The following is a 25,820-nucleotide window of genomic DNA, read 5'->3' as shown; positions in this document are numbered from 1 at the left end:
AACCTCACGAATGGCACTTAGCATAATGACCACCGCATTAATTTCAGTTCTTACATGGATCATTAGTTTCTTAGTTTATAGACATAATAAAAACAAAGATAAAAGCTCTTTGGTTTTAGATTTTAACAAGGAAATTTCAAAAACCAATAGTAGCAAATTAGTTATTGAGTATCTTTTTTCGGCTATTTATGGAGCCAAAGGAACGGACTACACTGACATTAAAATGTTAATAAAACACCCGCTACCTCAAAAAGCAATTTTAAACTACCTGTCTGTTCAAAGATACATTAACGCCCTGGAATTATGGGATGAAGATGGCGAAATCCGTGTTATTGTTACTGACGCATGGAAGAAGGGCTGGAGAAGAAGAGCAAAAAAAATAGGCTTTCTCATAGTCATTCCTGCCATGTACTTATTGACAAAAATACTTAGTGATATATCCTATGCTTACTTTATCACCATATATGACTCAACCTCCTCCTCTATAATTAAAAACGGAGGAATTATAGATTTCATCATGGAACTTATTGTCAATATAGCCTCGCCTGTAATGTTTTCAATAGTAGGCTATTTAGCATTTAGAACTCTTTGCTCTTCAATGATGATTGATTCAACAGCAAAATTCCTTGACCCTACCTATTCATCGAATAATAGCTGAGGGACATAGAATAATGCTCGGTTTTTTCAAAAGAAATGCGGCTACAATTGTTGCTACTTTTGCATGTTTAGTCACATGCTCTCAGTTATGGCTTCAGCGAGAGTTTTATAAAACCTCACTTAGGCCGCAAATCACTGCTTATTATTCCATTGATGGAAGAAGTAAAACAAAAAGAAATGGAATTTATTTTTACAATGGGGGGTTAGGAAATGCAATTGTTCATAAAACCTTAGTAACTATCGATGGCAAACCTGTTGGAAAATCGAATTTTGGTGATTTTTACTCTGCAGTGAATATGCTTGGCCTTGATGCTAGATGTTTCCTATACGCGACACCAAGGCAAAATGATTTCCTCATAAAAGATAAGGAGAGTTTTTTTATTGAAGCTAATGAGAATGCTAAAGGGCTCTGCGGCTTGAACCAAGCCATATTATCTTTAAAAGAGCAACTCCTACAAAATGAACGTTTCAACTTTAAAATTCAATTCTCTTCCTCTTATGGTGAAAAATTTACTTACGATTATCGCAAGAATATGCAAAGTAAAGGATGGAATTAAAAATCGATAAATAAACGTAGCGTTAATATTGATAATGTTAAGTTGAATCAGTAACACGGATTTTGACCGTGATTTCCTGTTTTCCACAGTGCAACATGTCTTATCACTACCACGCTGAGTTTCAATATGCTTGAGAAAGACGGGCCGCTCACTGCCTCAGGGAGAGCCGCCAGTTGTTTTATTGCGAAGTAATGATACGGGCGCTGCAGCGTGCTGCGCCCGGGTGACGATCGTTACCGATCAGAGGAAAGGGTTTGCAGAACCTTGAGCTCATCAACGGCTGCCTGCATGGCATCCATGCCTGCGGTAAGCGTACGCAGACTCTGCAGCTGCTGCGAGATATCGGCCCGTTCGCTGCGCGTCTGCTGGCTCATGGCGGCGATGGCATCCGCCGCATGCAGACTGCGATCGGCCATGTCACTGGCGGTCTGCACCGTGTGGCTTGCCACCGTGCGGATGCGCGAAATCGTGCTGACCGCATCGCTGATGTTGCTGGCCGTGGCTTCAGCCTGATCCTTAGAAGAGTGCGCCAGCCGCCGGACTTCGCCGGCCACCACCGCAAAACCGCGTCCCGCTTCGCCGGCACGTGCCGCTTCCACCGCCGCGTTCAGCGCCAGAATATTGGTCTGAAAGGCGATGTTACTGATGCCGTGCGTGATCACGTTGATGCCGTCAGAAATCCGCTCCAGATCGTCAAGCCCCTCCCCCAGCTGGCTCTGCGCCTGCTGGCTGTCGCTTGCCAGCGCGCTGATGGCGCGAATACTGCTCTCGGCCAGGCTCAGCGTCTCGCCCTGACTCTGCGTCGCCGCTTCCAGCGCGGGCAGCGCCTGCACAATGGGCGCAAGCTCCTGCTGATAGCTCACCACTCGCTCCAGCACCCGCGTCTGAATGGCATTAAGCGCCTCCCACCGGCGCAGTGCGCGCTGCGCATAGTGCGCCGCATAGCCCGCATACTCAACGGGAAACTGTGTCATGGCTTTGACGTCGCGGTTAAAAAACACCAGCGCGGAGAGTGTCTGGTTGATGGGCACGCCCAGAATCTCACCAAAGCTTGAGAAGCCCGCCGCCGGAATGCCTTTAAAGAAATGCGCCTGCTTCAGGGCACCCAGGTTACCCTGACGACGCAGAATGCAGTCGTTCATCATCACGGCAGCCGGTTTACCGTAGCGGGCGGTAAAGGTCGCCCAGTCCTGCAGCGTGGCCGCTTTGAAGTCCCGCTCCTGCATAAGATAGAGCCGGTCACCGAACTCCAGATCGCAAAAAAAGTGCACGCGTCCGGCCTCGATTTTGGCCACAGAGCGGATGAAAAAGGCCTCACCTACTTTCACTGCAAACGTGAGCCCCTGCAGACGTGTGCTCAGCTGCGACTCACTGCAGTCCAGCTGCTCAGCGAGTGCTGCCGTAAAGGGCTGCTGCTGGCCCTGCGCCGTAAAGACCGAGGTTACAGTGCGCGTCATAGGGTCCGCTTCTGCAATCAGCCAGCTTTTATCCAGCGGCGTGAAATTCTGGCTTTTAAACGGTGCAAACGATTTTCCGGCCGCCATACGGCAGAACACCACCACGGCTTTGCCCTGCAGCACCTGTCCGCCCGCCCCAATCCAGGTGCCGTCAAAGGCTACGCGACCACCCGCTGAGCCGCCAATGGCCAGACACGGAAAGCGGCCGCTGTCATACCAGGCCTGCATAAAAAAGCCTTCAGAGGCTGACAACCCGTCGCAGTAGATCATGGCAAAGGTGCGATCGGCAGACAGCGGCATACGCAGGGGCAGTGCCGCCAGATCCCGCTGAATGGCGCGGATGCGCGCGGTAACGCTGTGTGTATCCTGCAGGTGCAGGTCGATCACGTGGGTCTCATGTTCCGCCACCAGCGTATCAGGCAGCCAGAGCCAGCTGCCTTCCTGTCCGTTTCCGTCACAGTAGGTGCTCTGCGCACCACTGGCGCTGAGCGCCCCGTTGGAGGAGAGCGTGATCACCGTGCGTGACGCAGAATTAAAGCGCTGCCAGGCCTGGCTGACGCGATGAAAATCGGCTTCCGGCGGCACAAAGGTCAGCAGGATCCCGCACGCACGCGCGGAGAGACCGATGTCGCCGGGTGCGGCAGGCAGACGCTGGCAATCATAGCGGCCGTCGGAGGGCTGTGCGTGTGAGTTGAAACGAGCACGCGTGAACATCGTCTTTAAAGACATATTTTTATTTCCTGCATTTAAGCTATCGCGCAATACACTGCGCATCCTGGTGGTGTCAAAGAGGGCTAAAAGCAGGGTCCGTTCGCAATCAGAACTCATCTGTAAGCTACCTTCCCGGCAGACTGTGCGCTGCTGAGATGGCCCCGGGTTATCGGCGAAGCCTGCGTAAACTTCAGTAATCGCTGATATCGGTCACACCAATGGTTAAACGCGGCAGTTCCGGTGATTTCTGCTACCCTGTGCCGCAGAGATTCCCGGATTGCAAAACGCCCCCGATGAAGAAAAAAAATGATGAGTTAACGCACCGTATTCTGGACACGGCGGTGGCGCTGTTTATTGAAAAAGGCATTGCTGCGGTTACGACCCGCGAAGTCACAGAACAGCTTGGTCTCTCGCGCAGTCATATCTATCACTACTTCAGCAACTGGCAGGCGCTGTCGCTGGCCGCGGTCGAGCGCTTTATGACGCAGGAAATCACGCAGTTTACGCAGGAGATTGAGGGGCTGACACCCGAGCAGCAGCTCTGCCGGCTGGCTGACATCTACCTGCCCGAGGCGGCAGACGCCTCATGGAAGCTCTACGACTCGCTCTGGCAGATGGCCGCAAACAACCCCGCCTATGCCGCGCTCGCAGAAGAGAACATGGCGAGCTGGTGTGCGCTGATTGGCGGAATCATCCAGCGGGGCGTGGCGTTGCAACATTTTCGCACCACGGATGTGGCGCAGGCGACCCGCCAGCTCAGCGCCATGCTCAATGGGTATGCTGAGCGCCTGAGCATCAGCCCGTCCGCCGACAAACATCAGCAGGCGCTGGCGGATATCCTCGCGTTTATCCAGCTGGTGCTGCAGCCCGGCTTAAGGCGTTAACGCAAAGGCCAGCGCGGCTTCACAGTGAATCAGCGTGGTGTCAAACACCGGCACAGAGACATTGCCCTGATTGAGCAGCATGCCGACCTCGGTACAGCCCAGAATCAGCGAGTCGGCTCCCTGCGCCACCAGCCGTGCAGCAACCTGCTCAAAGGCCGCGCGGCTGGCTGGCGTGGTGATGTCTTTGCACAGTTCGCCATAGATGATCTGATGCACCAGGGCGCGATCGGCCGTCGCCGGCGTCAGCGGCTGCAGGCCGGCGGCCTCAAGCCTTGCGCGATAGAAGGTCTGCTCCATGGTAAACGCGGTGGCAATCAGACCCGGTGTGCGCAGGCCCGCCGAGACTATGCGCGCAGCCGTGGCATCTGCGATATGCAGCAGCGGGATCGTGATGCCCTGCATCATCGGCTCTGCCAGCTTGTGCATGGTGTTGGTGGCGAGCACAATACAGGCGGCGCCACCGCGCTCCAGCGCATGCGCCTCGGCGTTGAGGATGTCACCCGCTGCCGCCCACTGCCCTGCGGCCTGCAGCGCTTCGATGCGCGCGAAATCCAGTGAGCGGATCAGCAGCTCCGGCGAGTGCAGCCCGCCCAGCTGCGCCTGCGTCAGGGCACACAGCTGCCGGTAGTAAGTCTGGGTGGAGGCGGCCGACATGCCGCCCAGAATGCCAATGGTTTTCATCTCGTGTGATTTTCCTCTTATGGGCTGCCGGAGCGCTATACACGCGGTATGCAAATTCGCTAAGGTGTTTTATCGCACACCTGAAAGGACACTGTCATGCGCGAGTCTGCACTTTCTGTAGGATTACTGCTGTTTCCGGGCGTCACTCAGCTGGATCTTACCGGCCCCTTTGAGGTGTTTGCCCGTGCGCCAGATACCCGGGTGCATCTCATCTGGAAAACGCCTGAGCCGGTGATCTCAGACCGGGGATTAGCGATGTTGCCCACCACCACCTTTGACACCTGTCCACCGCTGGATGTGATCTGCGTGCCGGGCGGTCCGGGGCAGATTGCCCTGATGACGGACAGCGCGGTACTGGCGTTTATTCTTGAAAAAAGCGCGCAGGCCTCACTCGTGACCTCGGTTTGCACCGGCTCGCTGGTGCTGGGCGCGGCGGGTCTGCTCAACGGCTACAGGGCCACCTCCCACTGGGGGTCGCTGGATCAGCTGGCACTGCTGGGCGCGGAGCCGGTTAGCGCGCGCGTGGTGCGTGACCGAAACCGCATCACCGGCGCAGGGGTGACCTCGGGCATTGATTTTGCACTGAGGGTCGTGGCTGACCTGCAGGGTGAGGCAGTGGCGCAGATGATTCAGCTGCAGATGGAATACGATCCTCAACCTCCCTTTAGCAGTGGCACGCCGCGCACCGCACCGGCTGAACTGGTAGCGCAGGCCACCACCCAGATGGCGTCATTCATTGAGATGCGCCGTCAGGCCACTGTCGCAGCCGCTCAGCATCTCACGTCGCCTGACTCACACAAGGATGACCACTGAATGCCTCACATCAGCGAACTGTTGTTAGTGTTTATTACCTACTTTGTAGCCACCGCCAGTCCTGGCCCCAGCAACATGGCTATTATGGGGACAGCAATGCGCAGCGGCCGGCGGGCTGCGCTGGCGCTGGCCGGCGGCGTCATTGTGAGCTCCATGACCTGGGCCCTGCTGGCCGCCGGAGGCATTCTGTCGTTTATGGCCACGTTTGCAGAGCTGCTGATCGTGCTAAAAATCGCAGGCGAACTCTATCTGCTCTGGCTGGCGTGGAAAGCCGGGAAATCAGCGCTGCGCCCGGCACCGCGCGTGGACCCCGCTTCGCAGCCTGTGGTGCACTACGGCAAGCTGTTCCGGCAGGGCGTGCTCATGCACATATTAAATCCCAAGGCTATCCTTACCTGGGTCTCTATCATGTCCGTTACGCTGACACCCGGTGCGGATGCCAGCGTGCTGCCTGACGTGATCGGCGGCTGTGCCGCCATTTGTGTGGGGGTGTTTGGCGGCTATGCGCTGCTGTTCTCCACGCCCGTGATGGTGGCCCTTTACCAGCGCGTTCAGCGCACGCTTGATGCCGTGCTGGCCGCGTGTTTTGCACTGGCCGGCGTGCGCCTGCTGCTGAGCCGCAGTTAACCACTTTGATGACAGGGAAGACCATGTCAAAAACGCAATGGGTGTTACGCCAGCTGACCAAACAGCTCTGGTTTCGCAGCTCACTGTTTGCCGTACTGGCTGTGATCACCGCGCTGGTGGCTATCGCGGTCAAACCGTTTATTCCTGCCTCCGTATCCGGTCTGATCGGCAGTGAAGCGGTGGACGAAATTCTGGCTATCCTGGCTTCCAGTATGCTGGCCGTGACGACGTTTTCACTGAACATCATGGTGACTGCCTATAACTCTGCGAGCAGCAGCGTGACGCCGCGGGCCACCAGCCTGCTGATGGAAGATCGTACCACGCAGAATGTGCTCGCAACGTTTATTGGCTCGTTTCTCTTCAGCCTGGTGGGGATCATCGCACTGGGTATGGGCGCCTACGGCACACAGGGACGGGTGGTGCTGTTCTTTGTGACGCTGCTGGTGATCGCCATGATTGTGATCACCCTGCTGCGCTGGATCCAGCATCTCGCTAATTTTGGCAGCCTGGGTGAAACGTCTCAGCGTGTGGAGCAGGCCACCCGCGCGGCGCTGACGGAACGATTACAGAATCCGTGCATGGGTGGCTCGGCCTGGCAGGGTAAGCTGCCCGCAGCAGCAGAATCCCATCCGCTCCTGCCAGAGACGATTGGTTATCTGCAGCATATCGATTTGCAACGGCTCAGTGACTGGGCTGAACAACAGCATGCTTCTCTCTATCTGGCAGCTCAGCCCGGCAGCTTTGTGCATCCTGGCGCACCGCTGCTCTGGTGCACGCAGCCGATTCCCGAAGACGAGCAGGGCCATCTGCAAAGTGCTTTTACCGTGGGTGAACAGCGCTCGTATGAGCAGGATCCCCGTTTTGGCCTCTGTGTGCTCTCAGAAATTGCCTCACGCGCGCTTTCACCCGCTGTCAACGATCCGGGTACAGCTATCGATATCATCGGCCGTGCGGTCAGGCTGTTCGGTGAACCTGTTCCTGCTCAATCAGGCCCGGTCATCTGGCCACGTCTCTTTATTCAGCCTGTGCAGGTCAGCGATATGTTTGATGATGTCTTTACCGCCATTGGGCGTGACGGTGCCGGTCTGATTGAAGTGCAGATCCGCCTGCAAAAAGCCTTTCATGCGCTGGCCCTGATAGCGCCACATCGCTATGCCACTGAAGCAAAGCGTCATGCCAGTCAGGCGGCAGAACGTGCAAGACAGGCATTGACTTCAGAAGCGGACAAGACAGCGCTAGCGCGACTCACAGACGGGTAAACTTGTGTAAAACGCCACACAAATTGCTTAAAATTTAATCACATGCTGGCGCATCGCTTTTACTCTTCCATACTGATTGTTACATTTGGTCTTCATTCACGATATGCAGGATACCTATGCCAACATCAGAAACGGACCTCCCGAAAAAAAGAAGCCACATCAATCCCCCGGTGTTTTTTACCTCTGCGGCGCTGATTTTCATCCTGGTGGCCTTCGCGGCCCTCTTTCCTGAACAGGCCGATACACAACTCACCGCCCTTCAGACGTCGCTGTTCGCCAATGCCAGCTGGTTTTACATTCTGGCCGTTGCCCTGATTTTGCTGACCGTCGTCTATCTGGGGGTCTCACGCTACGGCGATATCAAGCTCGGTCCTGATCACGCCGAACCTGATTTCAGCTACCACTCCTGGTTTGCCATGCTGTTCTCTGCCGGCATGGGCATCGGCCTGATGTTCTTTGGCGTGGCTGAGCCGGTGATGCACTACATGGCACCGCCATCGGGTGAACCCGAAACCGTCGACGCCGCGCGGGAAGCCTTGCGCATAACCTTCTTTCACTGGGGTCTGCACGCCTGGTCGATTTATGCCATTGTGGCGCTGATTCTGGCGTTCTTTAGCTATCGGCACGGACTGCCGTTAACGCTGCGCTCTGCGCTCTACCCTATCATCGGCGATCGCATCTATGGCTGGATGGGGCATGCCGTGGACATTTTTGCGGTGATAGGCACCGTGCTGGGGGTAGCGACCTCCCTGGGGTATGGTGTGCTGCAGGTGAATGCCGGTCTTAATCATCTTTTCGGCCTGCCCGTGAGCGCCACCATGCAGGTGATCCTGATTGTGGTGATCACTGCTCTGGCTACCCTTTCCGTGGTCTCTGGTCTGGATAAAGGCATTCGCATTCTCTCAGAAATTAACCTTGGGCTGGCCGTGCTGCTCTTGATTCTGGTGGGTACCCTGGGACCCACGGTGCTGCTGCTGAAATCCTTTGTGGAGAACACCGGGGGCTACCTCTCTGAGCTGGTTACCAAAACCTTTAACCTCTACGCCTATGAGCCAAAGTCAAGCAAGTGGCTCGGGGGCTGGACGCTGTTTTACTGGGGCTGGTGGCTGGCCTGGTCGCCGTTTGTGGGGATGTTTATCGCCCGCGTTTCACGCGGTCGCACCATCCGTGAATTTGTCACCGGCGTGCTGTTCGTGCCGGCAGGCTTTACGCTGCTCTGGATGACCTTCTTTGGCAACAGCGCAATCTGGATGATCATGCAGCAGGGCGCCACCGATCTGGCGCAGACGGTGATGAGCGATCAGACGCTGGCGCTGTTCAACTTCCTGGAGCATTTTCCCTTCAGCTTTGTGCTGTCCTGCATTGCGGTGGCAATGGTTGTGGTGTTTTTTGTGACGTCTGCGGATTCAGGGGCCATGGTGGTGGATACGCTGGCGTCTGGCGGCACCGATCAGACGCCGGTCTGGCAGCGCATTTTCTGGTCTGGTCTGATGGGTGTGGTGGCAATCACGCTGCTACTGGCCGGCGGGATGAAAGCGCTGCAGGTGGTGACGATTGCCAGTGCGCTGCCCTTCGCCATTATTCTGCTGATGTCGATGTACGGATTGCTCAAGGCACTGCGCATTGATGCCTGGAAACGGGACAGCAAGCAGATTGCCACCATTGCACCCACGGCGGCCCGCAACCCCATTCCGTGGCAGCGTCGTCTGCGTAACATTGCCTACTTTCCCAAGCGCTCCCAGGTTAAACGTTTCATGACCGAGGTGATTTACCCGGCGATGGAGATGGTGGAGCAGGAGCTGGCGAAGCAAAATACGCTGTCGCACACCCGAGGTGATGAAGACGACCGGGTACGGTTCGAGGTCGATCTGGGTCAGGAGCTGAACTTTGTTTATGAAGTTCGTGCGCGCCCTTACCTGCAGCCTGCCTTCGCTCTGGCAGGCATGTCAGGCAGCGACAAAGCGGAGGAGCAGAAATACTACCGCGCGGTGGTTTATCTCAAGGAAGGAGGCCAGGACTATGACGTGATGGGCTGGAATCAGGAGCAGATCATCAACGATATTCTCGACCAGTACGAGAAGCACCTGCACTTCCTGCACATTGTGCGTTAACGTATGACATGACAGAAGAGGAGCCTGGCTCCTCTTTTTTTTTATCCGCTGGCGGTTTTTTTTGCTGCTATGATGGGGCTCTGCCCATTTCAGGATGAAATCATGAGCCGTTCGCTGACGACCCTTTTACGTTACAAATTATGGATAGATGAGCTGACCCTGCAGGCGATTGCCCGCATCGACGCCGGAAAGTTTGCAGAGCAACGTCATCTGGCCGTGCGCCTCATGAATCATGTATTCGTCGTGGATACCATTTTCAAAGCCAACCTCACTGGTCAGCCGCATGGGTTTACCGCCCTGAACACCCCGGATACGCCCGCGATTGAAACCTTGATGCGTGCGATGTCCGCGACCACCCGCTGGTATCTGGCACACGTGGCCACCCTGACCGAAGCCGACCTGGCGGAAACCCTTCATTTTCGGTTTGTAGACGGCGGACCTGGTGAAATGCAGGCTGAAGAGATGCTCCATCACATGCTGTTTCACGGTACCTACCATCGTGGTGCGGTGGGCGGACTGTTATCAGCAAGCGGCGTCACGCCGCCTAAGGATGTGCTGTCGGTGTTTTTGCGCGATCACGCAAAACAGCTCTGACTGTCAGAACCTGGCACGGATACGTGCCTGATTAACAGACTCACAGGACGAGGAGGCATGAGTGATTTCAACCGAGAATGCTGAGCACTACACCTGGGGGGATCACTGCGATGGCTGGTATCTGCTGAACCGGCCGGATTTAATGATCATCCATGAAAAAATGCCCGCGGGCACAGCTGAAGTGCGTCATTATCACGCCCTTTCCCGTCAGTTCTTTTTTGTTCTGGAGGGGACACTGACCATGGCGCTGGAAGACCAGGAGGTTACCCTCAGCGCGCGGCAAGGCATTGAGATTGCCCCGGACAGGATGCATCAGGCGCGTAATGACAGCGACGTTGCCACCGAATTTCTGGCGATATCACACCCGACTCCACGCGGCGATCGCTTTGATGCAGCGCCTCAACACCTAAATATTCAGGAGGCGTAAACATGACCGATCTGGCTACCCTGCAGGCAAAATACCCGCGCGCATTAAACTGGGCATTTGGCGACTCACCGGCCCTTGCCGATACGCTGGCTGCACTGATTGCCCAGGGTAAGAAAACAGCAACCTGCGGCTCGCTTGCAGCCTTTGAACAGGATGCTGACGCCCCCGCGCCGGGCCGTTACTGCATTGTTCTCGATGGGCAGAATCAACCCACCTGCGTGATCCGCATTGTATGCCTGACATTAATGCGCTTCTGCGATGTCACGGCAGACTTTGCGCGCAAAGAAGGCGAAGGCGATTTAAGTCTCGCGTACTGGCGCCGGGAGCATCAGCGCTTTTTTGCGTGTACCGGCATATTTGATGAGCGCATGGAACTGGTAGCAGAAGAGTTTGAGCTGATTGAGGTGTTATCTCGCTGAACCTGCATAGCAGATCTGCTTTGGCCTGTGTGCTTTGTATGCCAGCGGACTGCTCAGGTTACATCGCGAGCCCAGGCCAGTCCTGTTACGCCCCTGACTCTCTGTTTCCGAATGGAGCACCAGCGAAGCCCCTGCACGTTCACTACGGTGCGGTGCGGCAAACGATAACACACTCAGCGCTATGGGATCGCACCGAGGTGTACTGAACAAGCCATACGCTTATCAGGACAAGCAGTTCAGCGAATACAAAGGAAACATTGTGAGCATCTTTTTCCCCCTGATTTACCTGTTTGCAGGCTGGCTGGCTGGCAAAACTGCACTCGACTTCAAAACCGGGGCGTCGTGGGTGCTGACGCGTATCGCGATTCCCGTTGTCATTGTTTTTAATATCTCCACACGTTTTAACAGCATGAGCCCCATCATTATCACTACCGCGCTCTGTATGCTGGTAGTGATGATGGTCTGTCAGCGGCTGATGCGCGATCCTGTGAAAAGCCTCTGCTTCAGCTACCTCAACATCGGGTGGCTGGGATTGCCCGTTGCAGGTGCACTGTTTGGGAATGATGCCTCTGCCATTATCATTGCCGCGTATGTTGGCAGTTCTATTGTGGGAAATTCAGTGGGGGCCGGTATGCTATCAGGCAGCCGGTTCAATTTACTGAAACTGCTGCAGACGCCGCCGGTCCTGGCACTCATTGCCGGCGCAGTGCTTATTCCTGTCAGTCAGGACGTCAGCCATTGGGGATCTGGGCTTTACACCGTTTCAAAATTCATGATGAGCTTTCTGGGCATGGCCATACTGGGGATCTGGCTGTCAAAAATCACGCTGTCGCCTGGCGATCTCTTGCAGGCGTTCAGGCCATTTCTGCTCAAAGCGGGTGCGATGGCCATTGTGTGCTCACTGCTACTGGCGCTTGCCAGTACATTCAGTTTTCAGTTGATCACAGACAATCCAGCGACCCTGTATCTGTTTTGCCTTCTGCCCCCTGCCGCCAATATCATCGTGCTGGAGACGCACTACCTCGGTACGGGCACCTCGGCAAAAGCCATCACCTGTGGAACCTGCATCAGCATAGTGGCGATAAGCCTCTATGCGGCTGTTATAACAGGATTCAGGGCATGGGGTATCGCAGGCTGATACGGGCAGCGTCTGGCTTCTTTCACTTTTGTCATACTCAAAGGACGATGATGAAAACCCAACAAGGCAATCTCAGCAGCCTGACCATTGCTCAGAATGAGACAGAAAGTATCCTCAATGAGATAAGTGACTCTCGGACAGCCGTATGCACCTGTAAAAGCGCCTCAGGTTTTAGCTAAGCAACACAGGCGGTGAGGACGTTTAGTCGTTGCCTGATAACGCTACCCAGGGTAGTGCATCGCACCGCAGAGACGTCCACACAGCCATCAGCCTTGCGCATCCAGCCTGATCTTATGCTCCAGCAGAGCATAATCGTCATGTTATGACCATCTGGTAAAATCAGTCCGCCTTTAAGAAATATTCTCACGGTTAACGCAAGTGCAGAGTGAGCAAGCATCAGCTTCAGGCAAGAAGGCACAAAAGCAAAGACAACTGTCAGTCAGACGTCCCACAGGCTGCGGGTTTACAGGCCGATAATGGCCTCGATCTCAACGAGGAGATCCGGTGAGAACAGGCGACTGACCTCCACCAGCGAACTGGCGGGTAGGTGATCGCCGTAGTGCTGATAAAGCACGGTGCGCAATGCGCTAATTTCGTTGAAAGAGGTAACGAAGATAGTGACTTTAATCAGCGCGGAAAGATCGGTGCCTTCAGCGCGCGCAATGTACCGGATTTGCCGGAATATCTCTTCAGCCTGCATGGCGATACCCTGATGCTGCGCCGGGGTGCCAAACGCTGTCAGCCCTGAGATATAAAGCATTTCGCCATGCTTTACGGCGTGAACGTAAGGCGCGGTAACCTCACCGAGCCTGGGGTAGGTTTTTCTTATGACTTCACGCATGTCGTTATCTCCATATCAGAACACTGATTGCCTTTTCGCGTGCCGCATTGCGCTGTCGCTGCTGCTTCAGATGCTCAGCGCGCCGCTCCCTGTGTATCCAGCAAGGCATAGCCCTGATTTTGCAGCGTGGTCAGGGTCGTCAGCGCCGACGGCGTACGAATGACGGGGCTTGCCACCCAGCTGGGATCGTAGTGATGCCAGGCCAGGGCCTGACTGCACAGCGTGACTTTTACCCCGGCGGCATCCAGCGCCCTGATCAGACCCAGGTTCGGGTTGGCGGTGTTGAACAATTTCCGGTAATGCGGCTCATCCAGCAGGGCCTGTGTCGCGCCGCCGTTCACCGCTACCACGGCCTCCACCTGACTGGCAGGCACGCCCGCCCGGGCATAGAGATTGATGACGCGGGCCACTTCATTCAGCGCGGGATTAAGCTCTGAGGGGTGACTGGCAGCGTCACTGACTTTGAACACCAGCTTATAACGCCGGGTGCTGTCAGGCTGAAAAGCCGCATCCGGCGTGGCGAAAACAGCGCCGTAGCCTGCAATGCGCGGCGTCTGCTCGCTGGCGGATGTCTCTGCGCTGGCAGGCAGTGCTGTCCCTGACGCAGCAAGTAAAAGAAGAGAGGATACAATCGGTCGTAGCATGAGTGCTCCGGGTTTAAAGGCAGGCAGCAGGTCTGCCAGCATACCGCTAAAAGCCGCGGCACAAACCGGCAGAGCTGTTTTTAAGACAAATGCACCACGCAGGCCCTGATTAGATCCGCGCAGCAAATCGTGCGGTGGCCGCTAGATATTCGCACGTTTTTCTATTCCCGCTCCATAATTCTGTTGACCATAAACGGAGCCCGACAATGAAAAATCCAACCCTGCTACAGGCATTTCACTGGTATTACCCGGAAGGTGGCAAACTCTGGCCGGAACTGGCAGAGCGCGCGGCACACATGAGTGAATCTGGCATCAACATGATCTGGCTGCCCCCTGCGTATAAAGGTGCCGCCGGCGGCAGTTCAGTGGGCTATGACAGTTATGATCTTTTTGACCTGGGTGAGTTTGACCAGAAAGGCACGGTTGCCACCAAGTATGGCGACAAAGCCCAGCTGCACGCGGCCATCGATGCGCTCAAGCAGCAGCAGATTGCGGTACTGCTGGACGTGGTGGTCAACCACAAAATGGGGGCGGATGAGAAAGAGCGTATTCTCGTTAACCGGGTGGATGAGCAGGATCGCTCGCAGATCCATGAAGAGGTGGTAGAGTGCGAGGCCTGGACGCGCTACACCTTTCCGGTGCGTGCCGGAAAATATTCGGAGTTTGTCTGGGATTACAAATGCTTCAGCGGTGTGGATCATATCGAGAATCCCGATGAAGACGGCGTGTTCAAGATAGTCAACGACTACACCGGTGAAGGCTGGAACGACCAGGTGGATAACGAGCTCGGTAATTTTGATTATCTTATGGGCTCAAACATCGATTTTCGCAACCGCTCTGCCACCGAAGAGATCAAATACTGGGCGCGCTGGGTCATGGAAACCACCGGGTGCGACGGGTTTCGTCTGGATGCCGTGAAGCACATCCCGGCCTGGTTCTATAAAGAGTGGATCGAGCACGTGCAGGAGGTTTCAGAGCAGCCGCTGTTTATCGTGGCGGAATACTGGTCCTTTGAGCTCGACAAGCTGCAGCAGTACATCCATCAGGTCGAAGGCAAAACCATGCTGTTTGACGCGCCCCTGCACATGAAATTCCATGAGGCCTCGAAACAGGGCAGCAGCTATGACATGCGTCAGATCTTTTCCGGTACGCTGGTGGAAGCCGATCCGTTCCATGCGGTGACCATTGTGGCTAACCACGACACGCAACCGCTGCAGTCACTGGAAGCGCCGGTGGAAGCCTGGTTCAAGCCGCTGGCGTATGCCCTGATCCTGTTGCGTGAAAACGGCGTGCCGTGTGTGTTCTACCCTGATCTGTACGGCGCGTCGTATGAAGATACCGGCAGCGATGGCGAGATGCACAAGGTCGATATGCCGGTCATAGATAAACTCGATCAGCTCATGATCGCGCGCCAGCGCTTTGCGCACGGCGTACAGACCCTCTATTTTGATCATCCCAACTGCATCGCCTTCAGCCGCAGCGGCACAGAGGAGCAGCCGGGCTGTGTGGTGGTGATGTCCAACGGCGATAACGGAGAGAAAACCCTTTCGCTGGGCGAACATTACGCCAACAAAACCTGGCGTGACTTCCTGGGCAACCGTGAAGAAACCCTGACCACCAATGAGCAGGGTGAAGCCACCTTTACCTGTAACGGCGGCAGCGTCAGCGTATGGGTCATTGAATAAACCCGCTCTGGGGGCTGCGCGTGAATAACGCCAGCCCCTGTTTTGTATCTGCACCGGAATGCGTGCTTCAGGAGGCCAATGTGACCCCGCGCAATACCGTACTGGTATTTGATGTTAACGAAACCCTGCTGGATTTAACCTCGCTGGCCCCTTTTTTTCAGGAGACGTTTGGTCATGCGCAGGTAATGCGCCAGTGGTTTGCCGAACAGATCCTCTACTCACAGACGCTTACGCTGAGCCATCGCTATGTGCCGTTTGGCGAGCTTGCGGTTGCCGTGCTGAACATGGTCGCCAGAATACACCACCTGACGCTGACTGCCGCACAGATTGATACCTTTAAACGCCTTATGGCTACCCTGCCGCCGCATGCTGATGCACAGCCCGCGCTGGACATGCTCTCCGAAGCAGGTTTCCGGATGGTGACGTTCACCAACTCCTCCAGTGAAGCAGGAAAACGCGTGCTGGCCCAATCAGGACTGGACCGTTATTTTGAGCAGCAGTTTTCCGTGGAGGCCAGCAGGAGCTTTAAACCGGCTGCGGCAGCCTACCGCTGCGTGGCCGATCAGCTTAAGCAGGAGCCCGCCCGGCTCAGAATCATTGCAACCCATACCTGGGATATTATTGGTGCCATGGGGTGTGGCTGGAAAGGTGCCCTGCTTACCCGACCCGGGAATGCGCCGCTGGATCTGGGCGAACAGCCCGATATCATCGGCCCCACTCTGCAGGCCCTTGCAGAGAGGATCGTCATGCAGGACAGTTAAGGCACCGGCAAGCGCCGGTCAGGGTGAAGCCGCTGGCGTTCAGGCGGCCAGCGGCAGCATACTTACATGATGCCTGCGACAGATTTTGCCAGCTGGGCTTCCAGAACAGGTTTAGCCTCTTCAAACTTGAGGTTGACCTTGTTGGCGTTTGACACCACACGCGTCTGGTACTTCATGCGGTTACCCTCTTCACTGCTGGTCTGCAGCTTGATGCCTGAGGTGCCCTGGCGCAGGGCAGCAATGTGATCGGTGGTCACGGCTTTTTTGCTGCGCTCAGAAATCTGCAGATCGGTCACCATGGTGTAGTTCACATCTTCCACCAGCGCATCCGCTGCCATGCCTGCCAGTCCGGCCGCCAGGCCCACGCCTAACATCGCGCCACCGGAATTACTGTTATAGGCGGTGATACCCGCGCCCAGTGCGGCACCGGCCACTGCGCCCTCATAACCTGTGGACAGGAAACCCTGAGCCTGACGCAGATCCATTTTTTCCGCTTTCAGCACGTTTGCCTGAATCCAGTAGTACGCCGCATCCGGAGATGAGGTCACAGTGTACCCTTTAGCCTGCAGATCCCGCGCCAGCAGCGTCTGAAGATCGCTCATGTCTTTGTCTGAGGTATTACGCACCTGCAGATACACGGTTTTCTCACTGGACGGCTCAAGCCAGACGGTCTGACTCATCTGGGTTTTGACGTCAAGGTTGCGCTTTTTAATGGCGGTGGTCATGGCGCTGCAGCCGGATAACACAAGACAGGAGGCCACAACGGCCGCCAGAAGGGGGTTACGCTTCATTATTTACTGCTCCCTGAGAAAAACTGCGGCGCACGCTTGCCCGCAGCACACCCGCATCATCAGGCTGCGCCCGATGATGCACTAAGGTGGCAAGTGACATATCGGCAATGCATGAGAAAAATTTACATTTTTCTGCAGGCCGGGTTCAAAAAGGTCAGGGAATTTTAAAAACTGAGGTGTGGAGAAAAGTTGATTTCGATCAAAACGCGTGCACAGAGTAACTGGAAATCACACGGTTCCGGGCAGATGCCCGGGCAGCACAATGGCTGCCCGGAAGATAGCCTGGTCAGACGGGCGGTGTCAGGCAAGGCGGAAGGTGGAGACCGAACGGGTCAGGTACTGCACCTGCTCTTCCAGCGAGGCGGACGCCGCGGCAGACTCCTGAACCAGTGCCGAGTTCTGCTGCGTCACGGCGTCCATTTCCGTGACCGCTTTTTCAATCTGTTCAATACCGCGGCTCTGTTCGCCGGATGCGGTGGAGATATGTTCCATCAGCAGATTGATGCGGCTTACTGATGAAATGATGGCGCTCATCGCCTCACCGGTGCGGCTGACCTGCTCTGAACCGGTGTGAATAATCGACACAGACTCCGCAATCAGGGTTTCAATCTCTTTGGCTGCGAGCGCACTGCGCTGTGCGAGATTGCGCACCTCACCTGCCACGACCGCAAATCCTCTGCCCTGCTCACCTGCCCGGGCCGCTTCCACAGCAGCATTGAGCGCAAGAATATTGGTCTGGAAGGCAATGCCATTAATCACCGAGATGATCTCTTCAATTTTCCTTGAACTGGCGTTGATGAGATCCATAGAGATAATGACGTCGCGCGATACGGTTTCACCGGTTTCTGCATTCTTCACGGCCTCCCCGGTCAGGCGACAGGCTTCAAACACGTTATCGGTATTTTGCTTAACCGTGGCGCCCAGCTCTTCCATGCTGGCCGCCGTTTCTGTCAGCGCTGCTGCCTGCTGTTCGGTTCGCGATGCCAAATCGATATTGCCGGCCGCGATTTCACTGGACGCCGTTGACACCGTGTGTGCTGAGTCGCGCACCTGACGAATAATGGTGGTTAACGCGCCGCGCATGGACTCCAGCGATCGCATCAGGCTCTGGATTTCACTGCGCGATGCGGCGGTTGCCGGCACAACGCGATCAAGCTCGCCTGCGGCGATCAGGTCACAGTGATGCGTCGCCGCATTAAGCGGCGCCAAGACAAAGCGGTGCATCAGCAGTGAAATCACGATGATCACACCCACAAACAGCGCACCAAAGAGAATAAGCAGCAGCAGGCCTGAGGTGAAATGGCTCTGCGCATCTTCATTGAGCTGATGCGCGTACGCTTCGTGCTGAGCCAGCACCTTATCCAGCACTTTTTCATACTGCCTGTCGAGGCCCACCACCACCGGGATCTGCGCTTTGAAGCGCGCCTGATCGCGCGCTTCCGCTGCGGCAATCAGGGGAGTGATACCGTTATCTCTGTAGGCCAGATAGGCCTGCTTATAGGCATCAGCATTCATTGCTTCTCCGGGCAGACGGGGGGCGTCCATGTATGCCTGAAACGCCGCATCGGCTTTAACCGCCACGGCTTTAACACTGTCGAGCGACGCCACCGCCGTATCGTTGTCCCCGACGGCTTCCATATACTCCATTACCCGCACGCGTAATGTACGGCTGTGGTTGATAGGATCAATCACTGAAAGCACCACGCGGATTTCTTTATTAACGGCGTTTAACGACGCATTACTGCGCACCAGCAGCCAGCTGCTAAGGATAACGCTGGCGAGGAACAGCATCAGCATAGTGAGGAACACAATCAGGGAGGACTTTTTCAGCGACATAACTAACTTCCGGTTGTAAGGGAGAGTTAGTTATATCGGCCTGATAGTGCCACTCCTTAGATCAGAAGTGGCCACATTTTGGGATAACGATTATACCTGATGAACAGGCTCAGCCGTTATCGCGGAACCCCGGATAGAGGCTCATTCCGCCATCAATAAATAGCGTCGTGCCGTGCACGTAGTCAGAGAGATCGCTTGCCAGCCACACCACTGCATTACCCACATCTTCCGGGTCCCCTACCCGGCCATAGGGGATCAGCTCCAGAAGCTTTTTCTCTGCATCCCCTTCCGTCGCCTCTTCATTGATCGGCGTTCTGATGGCACCGGGCGCCACAGAATTGATCCGGATACGCTCCTCACCCACTTCCTGTGCCAGACTGCGCATCAGCAAGTCTACCCCGCCTTTGGATGCAGCATAGTTAACATGACCCGCCCAGGGGATCAGCTGATGCACGGAACTCATGTGAATAATTTTTCCCGCCGCCCGGCTGATTTCAGGACGGGCCGCCTGTTTGCGAAACTGACGCAGTGCGGCACGCGCACACAGAAACTGACCGGTGAGATTGACCTGAATCACTTTGTTCCACTCTTCAAGCGTCATTTCACCCACCGGCGCATCGCGCTGCAACCCTGAGTTAGCCACCAGAATATCCAGACGCCCAAAGGCGTTGAGTGCTTCTGCAAACAGCGCGTCTACGGCTTTTTCATCAGACACGTCGCCTTCCACGGCAATGGCGCGACCGCCCCGCGCCTGAATAGCCGTGGCCAGCGCGTCAGCCGGCTCCCGCTGGCTGTTGTAGTTGATCACAACGGCCGCACCTGCGGCGGCAAGTGCTTCCGCACAGGCATGACCCAGTCCTGAACTTGCGCCCGTGACCAATGCCACCTGCCCTTCCAGTGATATCTGCATGCTGTTGTTTCCTGTAATGGAGATAAATACCCAGACCGCCTTGGTGTGCAAGTCAGTCAGCGACTACAGCAAATCATAGACAACGTCAGCAGGTTGTACCTGAAAGCCCCTTAAATATTTCATTCTGTAAATAACTGGAAATCTGCAGATTTATGACCAGACTTAAGCAGTCTGACAGCACAACTGCTGCATTTACATCAACAGAACGGAGGCAATATGGTAAACAAATCAGAAATCCTGGATCACGCACAGGTTGTTGACGTTAACGGTGAGCACGTCGGTATCGTTGATCACTTTGAAGGCGAAGATAAGATCAAACTGGCAAAAAGCGATCCGGAAGCAGGTGGTCAGCATCACATCATTCCATTTAGCTGGGTAAAAGAGGTGGATGACAACAAAGTCATTCTGTCTAAATCCAAATCAGATGTCGAAGCTGAGTGGCAGAGCGCGTAAGTGATGTGCCGGCCGCGGTGGTAACGCTGCGGCCGGCAGACTGTTCCTGCACGACTCACAAACCTGATGCCTTGTTTTTTATCAGCTTTTTTAAAACCACCTCATATCCCTCTGATTCGCCAGTGACTCCTGCATAATGCAGACGGCGGTATGTTCCCCTGACGCTGTTCATTTTCTTTCAACCCTGTCTGCACTATAAACTGTTATCAGGGCGCTTATCATATTCTTGCCGAATCAGGCCGCGTGAGATCTGCGCAGGTTTCTGAATTCCCTGTCACGGACTGCATTTCTGCACCTAAAATCCGGGCATCAGCCCCCCTGCTTTCCTCAGAACCTTATCCACGCGTTGCGTCTCTGAAAAAGGTGAAGCAAACAAAAGCATACAGGCTTTGGTTTCCGTCTTGCTCTTGGCTATGATGGCAACAGATTCGGACGTAGGTAAGGCCGTAAAGCGTCAGAAAGAACGAGGAGAGCATGATGCTTAGCGACGAACGCCTGCAATATATAGCAGGCCACCCTGATAACAATTCACCTGAAGCGGTAGAAATGGCGCGTGAAATCCTGCGTTATCGCGCTGCGCTGGCGGAGCCGTTTGCCATTATTGAACCCATTGGCATGCACTATATCAGTGATGGCAACGGCGCCATGATTTATCCGGCTAAATACCGGGAGCGCAATGATATCTACCTCTATCGGCTCAATGAGGAAAAAACAGAGCAGGACTGACAGACGGTTCGCTCCCGATACGGACAGGGTGATGGGGATGACAGTCTCCTGAATAATCGAGCCGGTAAGCCTGCAATTTCCCCATACAGACACGACAGTTGTGATGGAGTTTTATAAATTTGTGGCCGGATAGCGTGATGAAGAGCTCTTTTGACGAAAAACTAATGGAAGCAGTGCTTGGCGAAGCCGTAACGGAACTGCTTGAAGCGCGCGAAACTGTGACATGGCATGCGCTGCTGGATAAACTGCACATCAAAGTTAACACCACTGCTGACCCGCACCGTCTGCAGGCCAGCACGCAGGCCATTGAGCACATCAGAAATGAAATGCGCTTACGCCTGGCGTTAGCCGAAAAGACCGATGACGATGTGTTGATTTCTTCGTCATGCAGCAAAGCGGATTAGCCAATCCGGTTTACTGTCTGACCGTTCAGAATCGTCCTGTATCCCGCTGTTATTGTTGCAGATCAGCAAATTCGTGCCAGGCTTATTTGTCTACCCAGTTAACACAGAACCAGACGGAGGACATGATGAAAGTGTGGATAGCGATAACATTGATTGCGGCGGTGAGTTGCTCTGTATGGGCCTCTCAAGATGGGTTTGAAACCACAGCGGCCCGTTCTGCTGTGCAGACTGCACAGCAGAACTGAGCGGTTATGTGTTAAAAACCTTCATCATCAGGGGTACGGCCAACCACGATTTCCAGCGCATTGCGAAGCACATCAAGATGAACAACATCTGTTGTGCTTTCCAGCTCAGCAATCAGATACAGAATAATGGTTTTGCTGGTGACACGTTTGCCATGAATCACGATATCGCGAATGACAGCATCCAGAACTGCTGTTTCAGCAGAGAGCGCATCGCCGGCCTGCCGAAAATGATGGATGATGTCAGCTTCAAGGGTAGAGGTTTGCTGAGTGTTCTGCTGCTGCATATTGATTCCGTTTAATCCGCATCAGGCGGCTGAGTTGCCAGGCTAAACACCTGAAATAAAAACGGCCATCCTGAGATGACCGCATCCTGCGGGCTTCATGCCACTTTCCGCGTGGGCGGAAACTACTCCTTGCTTAATGACTCTTTTTCATGGCCACTATGCCGGCATCCGAGCCCAGTGCTGAGGCATCATCGCGCGTCCGCGGAAATTCCTGCTGAATTTCCTTCAGCGCGCTTTTTATGGCGGCCAGTCGTTCCGGATTGGATTCTGTAACAGCCATACGTTTGAGACTGGTCACCAGCGCGTTTGCATTAATGCGATCGGCATTATTTAGCAATACTGTAACCGCCTCGCCAATAACAATGTCTGTGAGCCGTTCTAAATTATTTCGTTGCATAATCGCTTCTTCACGGTGTGCGCCTGCTCCGGCAAGGATATCTGATGGCCTGTCCAGACCATCCTGAAACGCATTTAACAAGCACAGGCACATTAATAAGTGAACTTAGCGGTCAAACAGCAGTCCAATAAGTACCTGATAATGGCGCTCTTCCTGCTGGCTGGTGGCAGTTTCAAGGCGGCGCAATAATTTGCTGCAAATCGCTTTGCGGTTTAGGTTTTTACCTGAACGTAGAATCTCCACCACAACCTGGCCCAGCGTTTCCTGCTGGCTGGGCGCTGAGATATTGTTAAAGTACTGAGCAATATCCTGTGCAGATGATGGATAGTTCGCGATGTTCTGACGCATGGTGAACCTCTGATTGTCTGTTCTGATTGTGTATAATGTAAGCACTACTGCATGAGCGTAAAGTTATACAACTTGAGAAAACTTGTACAGCGATTATTTGTATGTACATATTGTTTTTTTTGCAAAAAATGCTTAATTTGGTATTTCAAGGACTTATAACTAAACCAGAATTAGCATTTTCATCGTTAATCTGACTAACTTGTACAAAGTATGTTTACAACGTTGCATCAGATAAAAGATATGCAATCTGGCCTGAGATAAAAGCCTCAGATGAAAAATTCACTCTTATGCGGAAATAAAAAATCATTTATCTTTATGAAATATCTTCAGTTTTATTCGTACCATTGGTAACTTACACAACATGACGAAAAGAGCGCTGTACAGACCTTCTGACATCGTTTACTTTGCGCACAACTTCACTCACACCTTCAGGTAATAATATGTGTCAGGGCTCACCCCCTAACGAATCTGCCATCGGAATGACAAGCTACTTCAGCAAGGTCACCCATCCTTCTCAGATTGAATTACTGGGCAGAATCACAGTCGACATTTTGCGTCAGGATCGTCGGCTGACACGCACCTCAGTGTGTCTGAAACTCATTGGAAAACTCGACTGTGTAGAGGATCCAATCGAGGCCGCTCATCTTCGTGAATTGCTTGGCATGCTGTTCAGCAAGTAATCCTTTCCTGGCTTCAGTTCTTCGATGTTAAGTCTCAAAGCCGTAATTTCTGGCAGTAAGCTCAGCGCCCAGTGTGCTGCCCTACTTACAGCAGCTCTGACAGGCTATACAGGCTCGTTTATCTTCTCAACAGGCAAGCTGCACAGTAAGAGAACACAGACTGCATTACTTAACTCTCTGCCACGCGTCATCAGGCGTTTTTGTCCGCACGCATCATTGCTATCACGCGATGTCGTTTAGCCTGCCCGTTATGAGATGTAATTCGCGCGCATTTTCGGACATTGCTGCCTGACCAACGGTGATTTCCGCTTTATTAACGTACAGTGATCGTGCGTAGAAAAAGTGTTTGCGGTGTATTTAGTTTACCGGGCTGGGAGCCTTTCAGAGCCGGTTTAAGCACGAGCTGTACTAGCTGCTCAGGCAGAACATTCTTGCAGCCACAATGACCGCAAATGCCATGACACAACCAGTCGCAGCGTCGGATTGGCAGGGCTGAATACGCGTTTATTGCGACTGAGCACTGCGTTCTGACATAGACAACACAATTACAGACTCTTTATTGAAAGCACGCCGAAACCAACGTCTGACATACGCATGGGCAACATTGCCCTATCGGGCAGCATGCTTGGGTTATTGATGCGCTATAATACCTGGGCTGGCTAAAGATGTTACGGGCCGATCGCAGTCAGTCAAAAGTTGAACGCTGATATGGAAGGTTCAGGAACATGTGTATGCTTGTATTAAGCTTTTGCGTTCGTCTCTGTACTGACAGTAATACAACCGGATGTCCGGAAGCAGGCAGAGCGTTCTGGATAACGTTTTTTAAGCAACGTTTCATTAAAAACACATGGAGGAGTGGGAAAATAACGTGTCCCTGCCCTGTACTCAAATGTGCGCACAACCGATGAACATCTGACACGCCTTCGCTGTACCTGCATTGTGAGGAAACATCCTTTTAACGGCTTCGGTATGATGTCGGCAGGGGTACCAGATATCGCTGACTGTTTATATTAGTGCCAAGACATGCGGGTGTGTTAACGCCCTGGGATGCGGCTGACCGGCAACACTTCAATTATTTTCACGAGCTAAAATACCTCAACCTTAATGGGGTCAGATAACATTACAGAAACGTCCTGTCCGGGCCGCATATAGCGTGGCCATAACTGTTTTCAGTCAGCACGCTTTGCAGGCTCGGGAATTTCAATGTGAAATAATCACTAAAATGACAATAAAAACATAGTGTTAGGCATGAATATGCATGGGTACTTTTTNCTGATACTACAACCGATAATGTGTACTGACCGCTGAACTTACCCTGATAAGAGCGGCCTTTCAGGCCATATCAACGTGTCCCCCTCAGTCACTGGTTTTATGTGATAATCGTGATCATATCCAGCTTTGCATAACCCTGGTCTGGCAAATGTCCTGCATTGTGTTTACATCGAGACATGTGTGCTGCCGGGTAACACGCCAAATCGATCAGACTCAGTCAGACACCCCGGTATGCTAAAGACCAGACAAATGAAAACGCTCTTCAGAATATAAAGACGATTGTGTCCTTAAAACGTCAGACTGCATCGCCGTTATGTTAGTTACATCGGGACATTTTGCGGGTGACTACTGACGCGTCAGGAGCTTTTACCGTCATGGCCATAAGGTAGTCATGCTCAGACACAGTGTGTTATCAGTCAGCACACATCTTCAGGCATGCCTGTAATGTGCTTTCCCCCTTATGTGTTTAAAAAGAGACACCAGCATGCTTGATGTTCTGCTCATTCAGTTGCTGCCTAATCTCTGAACCGGCACAACCTGCAGGCCACTAAATACGCCTGTATCTTTGCCACCTAACATACCTACACCGACCACCTGCGCAGAGGCGCACTGTCGTTAATAGCATTGCGCGATGGCGCATACATGCCCGGTAAACAGGACAAAAGCAGCGCAGCAACGCGCCGCTCAGCAGATTTATAAGACAAGCCGATTTTGCCAGGCACTTTGACGTTAAAGTTCTCTGCTGCAGACAGCGTGGCGCCATCGGCTGGCTACCTTTCGAAACGCTTACCGGGCAGGCCTGCTCTCTGGCTCAGGAAGCAAGCGTCACAATCAGACGGCTGCGCGGACCAGCAGGGGAATCCGTAATCTCTTTGATAAAAGAAGCTGCCTAGGACATGTACTGGCGTGCTCCATTATTCTCGCGCCGCTTGCTGGCATCGTGTGCGGACATGCTGGATATGGCTGCGCTGTATTATGCACATCTGAGCCTTTCTGCCAGCTATACCAGTGAAGGTGGATATTTATGATGTCACTGATGAGTGTGATGTTGATGCCGGATGCAGTGCAAACGCTTCGCACCGGTTGATAAGCACTGACCGCAATACACGGATGCGTCATGACCAATATACCGTAGTAAACCGGCTCAGGTTATGGCTGACATGGGGCTCAATGTTGATTTGTGGGCCAGTGCGGATACGGGGCAGGCA

At 53.9% G+C, this 25,820-nt stretch carries 26 protein-coding genes; 16 read left to right on the top strand and 10 right to left on the bottom strand.

Annotated features, from left to right (window positions below; all coding sequences use genetic code 11):
- The first annotated feature begins 25 nt into the window (after window positions 1–25).
- Window positions 26–658, top strand: coding sequence for a hypothetical protein (locus F3I15_RS05265; protein WP_139239700.1), 633 nt, complete (start codon window positions 26–28; stop codon window positions 656–658).
- 13 nt (window positions 659–671) lie between these two features.
- Window positions 672–1,214 carry a hypothetical protein gene (locus F3I15_RS05260; protein WP_139239699.1) on the top strand — a complete coding sequence of 181 codons (543 nt, stop codon included), beginning with the start codon at window positions 672–674 and terminating at the stop codon, window positions 1,212–1,214.
- A gap of 233 nt (window positions 1,215–1,447) precedes the next feature.
- Here F3I15_RS05260 and F3I15_RS05255 read toward each other — a convergent pair whose 3' ends face one another.
- Window positions 1,448–3,400, bottom strand: coding sequence for a methyl-accepting chemotaxis protein (locus F3I15_RS05255; RefSeq protein ID WP_150016850.1), 1,953 nt, complete (start codon window positions 3,398–3,400; stop codon window positions 1,448–1,450).
- 275 nt (window positions 3,401–3,675) lie between these two features.
- Here F3I15_RS05255 and F3I15_RS05250 point away from each other — a divergent pair, with 275 nt between their 5' ends.
- Entirely contained in the window at window positions 3,676–4,266 is a 591-nt protein-coding gene (locus F3I15_RS05250; protein ID WP_150016849.1) for a TetR/AcrR family transcriptional regulator, read from the top strand.
- On the opposite strand, the gene F3I15_RS05245 is transcribed toward F3I15_RS05250, so the two are convergent.
- Window positions 4,255–4,947 carry an aspartate/glutamate racemase family protein gene (locus F3I15_RS05245; protein WP_150016847.1) on the bottom strand — a complete coding sequence of 231 codons (693 nt, stop codon included), beginning with the start codon at window positions 4,945–4,947 and terminating at the stop codon, window positions 4,255–4,257. The genes F3I15_RS05250 and F3I15_RS05245 overlap by 12 nt on opposite strands.
- Before the next feature lie 96 nt (window positions 4,948–5,043).
- On the opposite strand from F3I15_RS05245, the gene F3I15_RS05240 reads away from it, so the two are divergent.
- From F3I15_RS05240 to F3I15_RS05205, 8 genes are all read left to right on the top strand, one after another.
- Window positions 5,044–5,760, top strand: coding sequence for a DJ-1/PfpI family protein (locus F3I15_RS05240; protein ID WP_150016846.1), 717 nt, complete (start codon window positions 5,044–5,046; stop codon window positions 5,758–5,760).
- Entirely contained in the window at window positions 5,761–6,387 is a 627-nt protein-coding gene (locus F3I15_RS05235; protein WP_150016845.1) for a LysE family translocator, read from the top strand.
- Window positions 6,388–6,410: 23 nt separating this feature from the next.
- Window positions 6,411–7,646, top strand: coding sequence for a DUF2254 domain-containing protein (locus F3I15_RS05230; protein WP_150016844.1), 1,236 nt, complete (start codon window positions 6,411–6,413; stop codon window positions 7,644–7,646).
- Between the two features lie 116 nt (window positions 7,647–7,762).
- Complete coding sequence (gene betT, locus F3I15_RS05225; protein ID WP_150016843.1) at window positions 7,763–9,757, top strand: choline BCCT transporter BetT; 1,995 nt, start codon at window positions 7,763–7,765, stop codon at window positions 9,755–9,757.
- Window positions 9,758–9,859: 102 nt separating this feature from the next.
- Window positions 9,860–10,351, top strand: a complete 492-nt coding sequence (locus F3I15_RS05220; protein ID WP_370513331.1) for a DinB family protein — start codon at window positions 9,860–9,862, stop codon at window positions 10,349–10,351.
- A 61-nt stretch (window positions 10,352–10,412) separates the two neighbouring features.
- The gene (locus F3I15_RS05215) at window positions 10,413–10,778 is read left to right on the top strand and encodes a cupin domain-containing protein (protein ID WP_150016842.1); all 366 of its coding nucleotides are present in this window, start codon (window positions 10,413–10,415) and stop codon (window positions 10,776–10,778) included.
- Window positions 10,779–10,780: 2 nt separating this feature from the next.
- Window positions 10,781–11,197, top strand: a complete 417-nt coding sequence (locus F3I15_RS05210) for an ASCH domain-containing protein (protein ID WP_150016841.1) — start codon at window positions 10,781–10,783, stop codon at window positions 11,195–11,197.
- Window positions 11,198–11,543: 346 nt separating this feature from the next.
- Window positions 11,544–12,335, top strand: coding sequence for a permease (locus F3I15_RS05205; protein WP_223810678.1), 792 nt, complete (start codon window positions 11,544–11,546; stop codon window positions 12,333–12,335).
- Between the two features lie 463 nt (window positions 12,336–12,798).
- Here F3I15_RS05205 and F3I15_RS05200 read toward each other — a convergent pair whose 3' ends face one another.
- Window positions 12,799–13,176, bottom strand: coding sequence for a RidA family protein (locus tag F3I15_RS05200; protein WP_150016839.1), 378 nt, complete (start codon window positions 13,174–13,176; stop codon window positions 12,799–12,801).
- A gap of 74 nt (window positions 13,177–13,250) precedes the next feature.
- Window positions 13,251–13,820 carry a DsrE family protein gene (locus tag F3I15_RS05195; protein ID WP_190314926.1) on the bottom strand — a complete coding sequence of 190 codons (570 nt, stop codon included), beginning with the start codon at window positions 13,818–13,820 and terminating at the stop codon, window positions 13,251–13,253.
- A gap of 206 nt (window positions 13,821–14,026) precedes the next feature.
- Between F3I15_RS05195 and amyA the strand changes: the two genes are divergently transcribed.
- On the top strand, window positions 14,027–15,505 hold the full coding sequence (amyA, locus tag F3I15_RS05190; protein ID WP_150016837.1) for an alpha-amylase: 1,479 nt from the start codon (window positions 14,027–14,029) through the stop codon (window positions 15,503–15,505).
- A gap of 80 nt (window positions 15,506–15,585) precedes the next feature.
- On the top strand, window positions 15,586–16,266 hold the full coding sequence (locus F3I15_RS05185; protein WP_150016836.1) for a haloacid dehalogenase type II: 681 nt from the start codon (window positions 15,586–15,588) through the stop codon (window positions 16,264–16,266).
- 62 nt (window positions 16,267–16,328) lie between these two features.
- Here the strand turns inward: F3I15_RS05185 and traT are convergent, their stop codons facing one another.
- The 3 genes from traT to F3I15_RS05170 all read right to left on the bottom strand — a co-directional run bounded on the left by traT (window position 16,329) and on the right by F3I15_RS05170 (window position 19,803).
- Window positions 16,329–17,057, bottom strand: coding sequence for a complement resistance protein TraT (gene traT, locus F3I15_RS05180; protein ID WP_150016835.1), 729 nt, complete (start codon window positions 17,055–17,057; stop codon window positions 16,329–16,331).
- Window positions 17,058–17,357: 300 nt separating this feature from the next.
- Window positions 17,358–18,893: a methyl-accepting chemotaxis protein gene (locus F3I15_RS05175; protein ID WP_150016834.1), complete on the bottom strand. Its 1,536-nt coding sequence runs from the start codon at window positions 18,891–18,893 to the stop codon at window positions 17,358–17,360.
- A 109-nt stretch (window positions 18,894–19,002) separates the two neighbouring features.
- Window positions 19,003–19,803 (bottom strand): SDR family oxidoreductase, encoded by an 801-nt coding sequence (locus F3I15_RS05170; RefSeq protein ID WP_150016833.1) that lies wholly within the window; start codon window positions 19,801–19,803, stop codon window positions 19,003–19,005.
- Window positions 19,804–20,019: 216 nt separating this feature from the next.
- On the opposite strand from F3I15_RS05170, the gene F3I15_RS05165 reads away from it, so the two are divergent.
- The 3 genes from F3I15_RS05165 to F3I15_RS05155 all read left to right on the top strand — a co-directional run bounded on the left by F3I15_RS05165 (window position 20,020) and on the right by F3I15_RS05155 (window position 21,386).
- A complete protein-coding gene (locus F3I15_RS05165; RefSeq protein WP_071669373.1) occupies window positions 20,020–20,256 on the top strand; it encodes a DUF2171 domain-containing protein in 237 nt (78 codons plus the stop codon).
- Between the two features lie 474 nt (window positions 20,257–20,730).
- Entirely contained in the window at window positions 20,731–20,982 is a 252-nt protein-coding gene (locus F3I15_RS05160) for a hypothetical protein (protein WP_223810677.1), read from the top strand.
- 137 nt (window positions 20,983–21,119) lie between these two features.
- Window positions 21,120–21,386, top strand: a complete 267-nt coding sequence (locus F3I15_RS05155) for a hypothetical protein (protein WP_150016832.1) — start codon at window positions 21,120–21,122, stop codon at window positions 21,384–21,386.
- A gap of 256 nt (window positions 21,387–21,642) precedes the next feature.
- Here the strand turns inward: F3I15_RS05155 and F3I15_RS05150 are convergent, their stop codons facing one another.
- The 3 genes from F3I15_RS05150 to ycgZ all read right to left on the bottom strand — a co-directional run bounded on the left by F3I15_RS05150 (window position 21,643) and on the right by ycgZ (window position 22,660).
- The gene (locus tag F3I15_RS05150; protein ID WP_150016831.1) at window positions 21,643–21,915 is read right to left on the bottom strand and encodes a biofilm/acid-resistance regulator YmgB/AriR; all 273 of its coding nucleotides are present in this window, start codon (window positions 21,913–21,915) and stop codon (window positions 21,643–21,645) included.
- A gap of 133 nt (window positions 21,916–22,048) precedes the next feature.
- Window positions 22,049–22,393, bottom strand: coding sequence for a hypothetical protein (locus F3I15_RS05145; RefSeq protein ID WP_150016830.1), 345 nt, complete (start codon window positions 22,391–22,393; stop codon window positions 22,049–22,051).
- A 24-nt stretch (window positions 22,394–22,417) separates the two neighbouring features.
- Window positions 22,418–22,660: a regulatory protein YcgZ gene (ycgZ, locus tag F3I15_RS05140; RefSeq protein WP_150016829.1), complete on the bottom strand. Its 243-nt coding sequence runs from the start codon at window positions 22,658–22,660 to the stop codon at window positions 22,418–22,420.
- Between the last annotated feature and the right edge of the window lie 3,160 nt (window positions 22,661–25,820).

Source organism: Pantoea sp. M_9 (assembly GCF_008631385.1).
Classification (GTDB): Bacteria; Pseudomonadota; Gammaproteobacteria; order Enterobacterales; family Enterobacteriaceae; genus Pantoea; species Pantoea eucrina.
This window is presented reverse-complemented; position numbering and strand designations above follow the sequence as displayed.

What these genes read in the sequence shown, in the direction of transcription:
- F3I15_RS05265 (WP_139239700.1), top strand. Translation starts at nt 26, where the DNA reads ATGACCACCGCATTAATTTCAGTTCTTACATGGATCATTAGTTTCTTA.
- F3I15_RS05260 (WP_139239699.1), top strand. Translation starts at nt 672, where the DNA reads ATGCTCGGTTTTTTCAAAAGAAATGCGGCTACAATTGTTGCTACTTTT.
- F3I15_RS05255 (WP_150016850.1), bottom strand. Translation starts at nt 3,400, where the DNA reads ATGTCTTTAAAGACGATGTTCACGCGTGCTCGTTTCAACTCACACGCA.
- F3I15_RS05250 (WP_150016849.1), top strand. Translation starts at nt 3,676, where the DNA reads ATGAAGAAAAAAAATGATGAGTTAACGCACCGTATTCTGGACACGGCG.
- F3I15_RS05245 (WP_150016847.1), bottom strand. Translation starts at nt 4,947, where the DNA reads ATGAAAACCATTGGCATTCTGGGCGGCATGTCGGCCGCCTCCACCCAG.
- F3I15_RS05240 (WP_150016846.1), top strand. Translation starts at nt 5,044, where the DNA reads ATGCGCGAGTCTGCACTTTCTGTAGGATTACTGCTGTTTCCGGGCGTC.
- F3I15_RS05235 (WP_150016845.1), top strand. Translation starts at nt 5,761, where the DNA reads ATGCCTCACATCAGCGAACTGTTGTTAGTGTTTATTACCTACTTTGTA.
- F3I15_RS05230 (WP_150016844.1), top strand. Translation starts at nt 6,411, where the DNA reads ATGTCAAAAACGCAATGGGTGTTACGCCAGCTGACCAAACAGCTCTGG.
- betT (WP_150016843.1), top strand. Translation starts at nt 7,763, where the DNA reads ATGCCAACATCAGAAACGGACCTCCCGAAAAAAAGAAGCCACATCAAT.
- F3I15_RS05220 (WP_370513331.1), top strand. Translation starts at nt 9,860, where the DNA reads ATGAGCCGTTCGCTGACGACCCTTTTACGTTACAAATTATGGATAGAT.
- F3I15_RS05210 (WP_150016841.1), top strand. Translation starts at nt 10,781, where the DNA reads ATGACCGATCTGGCTACCCTGCAGGCAAAATACCCGCGCGCATTAAAC.
- F3I15_RS05200 (WP_150016839.1), bottom strand. Translation starts at nt 13,176, where the DNA reads ATGCGTGAAGTCATAAGAAAAACCTACCCCAGGCTCGGTGAGGTTACC.
- F3I15_RS05195 (WP_190314926.1), bottom strand. Translation starts at nt 13,820, where the DNA reads ATGCTACGACCGATTGTATCCTCTCTTCTTTTACTTGCTGCGTCAGGG.
- amyA (WP_150016837.1), top strand. Translation starts at nt 14,027, where the DNA reads ATGAAAAATCCAACCCTGCTACAGGCATTTCACTGGTATTACCCGGAA.
- traT (WP_150016835.1), bottom strand. Translation starts at nt 17,057, where the DNA reads ATGAAGCGTAACCCCCTTCTGGCGGCCGTTGTGGCCTCCTGTCTTGTG.
- F3I15_RS05175 (WP_150016834.1), bottom strand. Translation starts at nt 18,893, where the DNA reads ATGTCGCTGAAAAAGTCCTCCCTGATTGTGTTCCTCACTATGCTGATG.
- F3I15_RS05170 (WP_150016833.1), bottom strand. Translation starts at nt 19,803, where the DNA reads ATGCAGATATCACTGGAAGGGCAGGTGGCATTGGTCACGGGCGCAAGT.
- F3I15_RS05165 (WP_071669373.1), top strand. Translation starts at nt 20,020, where the DNA reads ATGGTAAACAAATCAGAAATCCTGGATCACGCACAGGTTGTTGACGTT.
- F3I15_RS05160 (WP_223810677.1), top strand. Translation starts at nt 20,731, where the DNA reads ATGATGCTTAGCGACGAACGCCTGCAATATATAGCAGGCCACCCTGAT.
- F3I15_RS05155 (WP_150016832.1), top strand. Translation starts at nt 21,120, where the DNA reads ATGAAGAGCTCTTTTGACGAAAAACTAATGGAAGCAGTGCTTGGCGAA.
- F3I15_RS05150 (WP_150016831.1), bottom strand. Translation starts at nt 21,915, where the DNA reads ATGCAGCAGCAGAACACTCAGCAAACCTCTACCCTTGAAGCTGACATC.
- ycgZ (WP_150016829.1), bottom strand. Translation starts at nt 22,660, where the DNA reads ATGCGTCAGAACATCGCGAACTATCCATCATCTGCACAGGATATTGCT.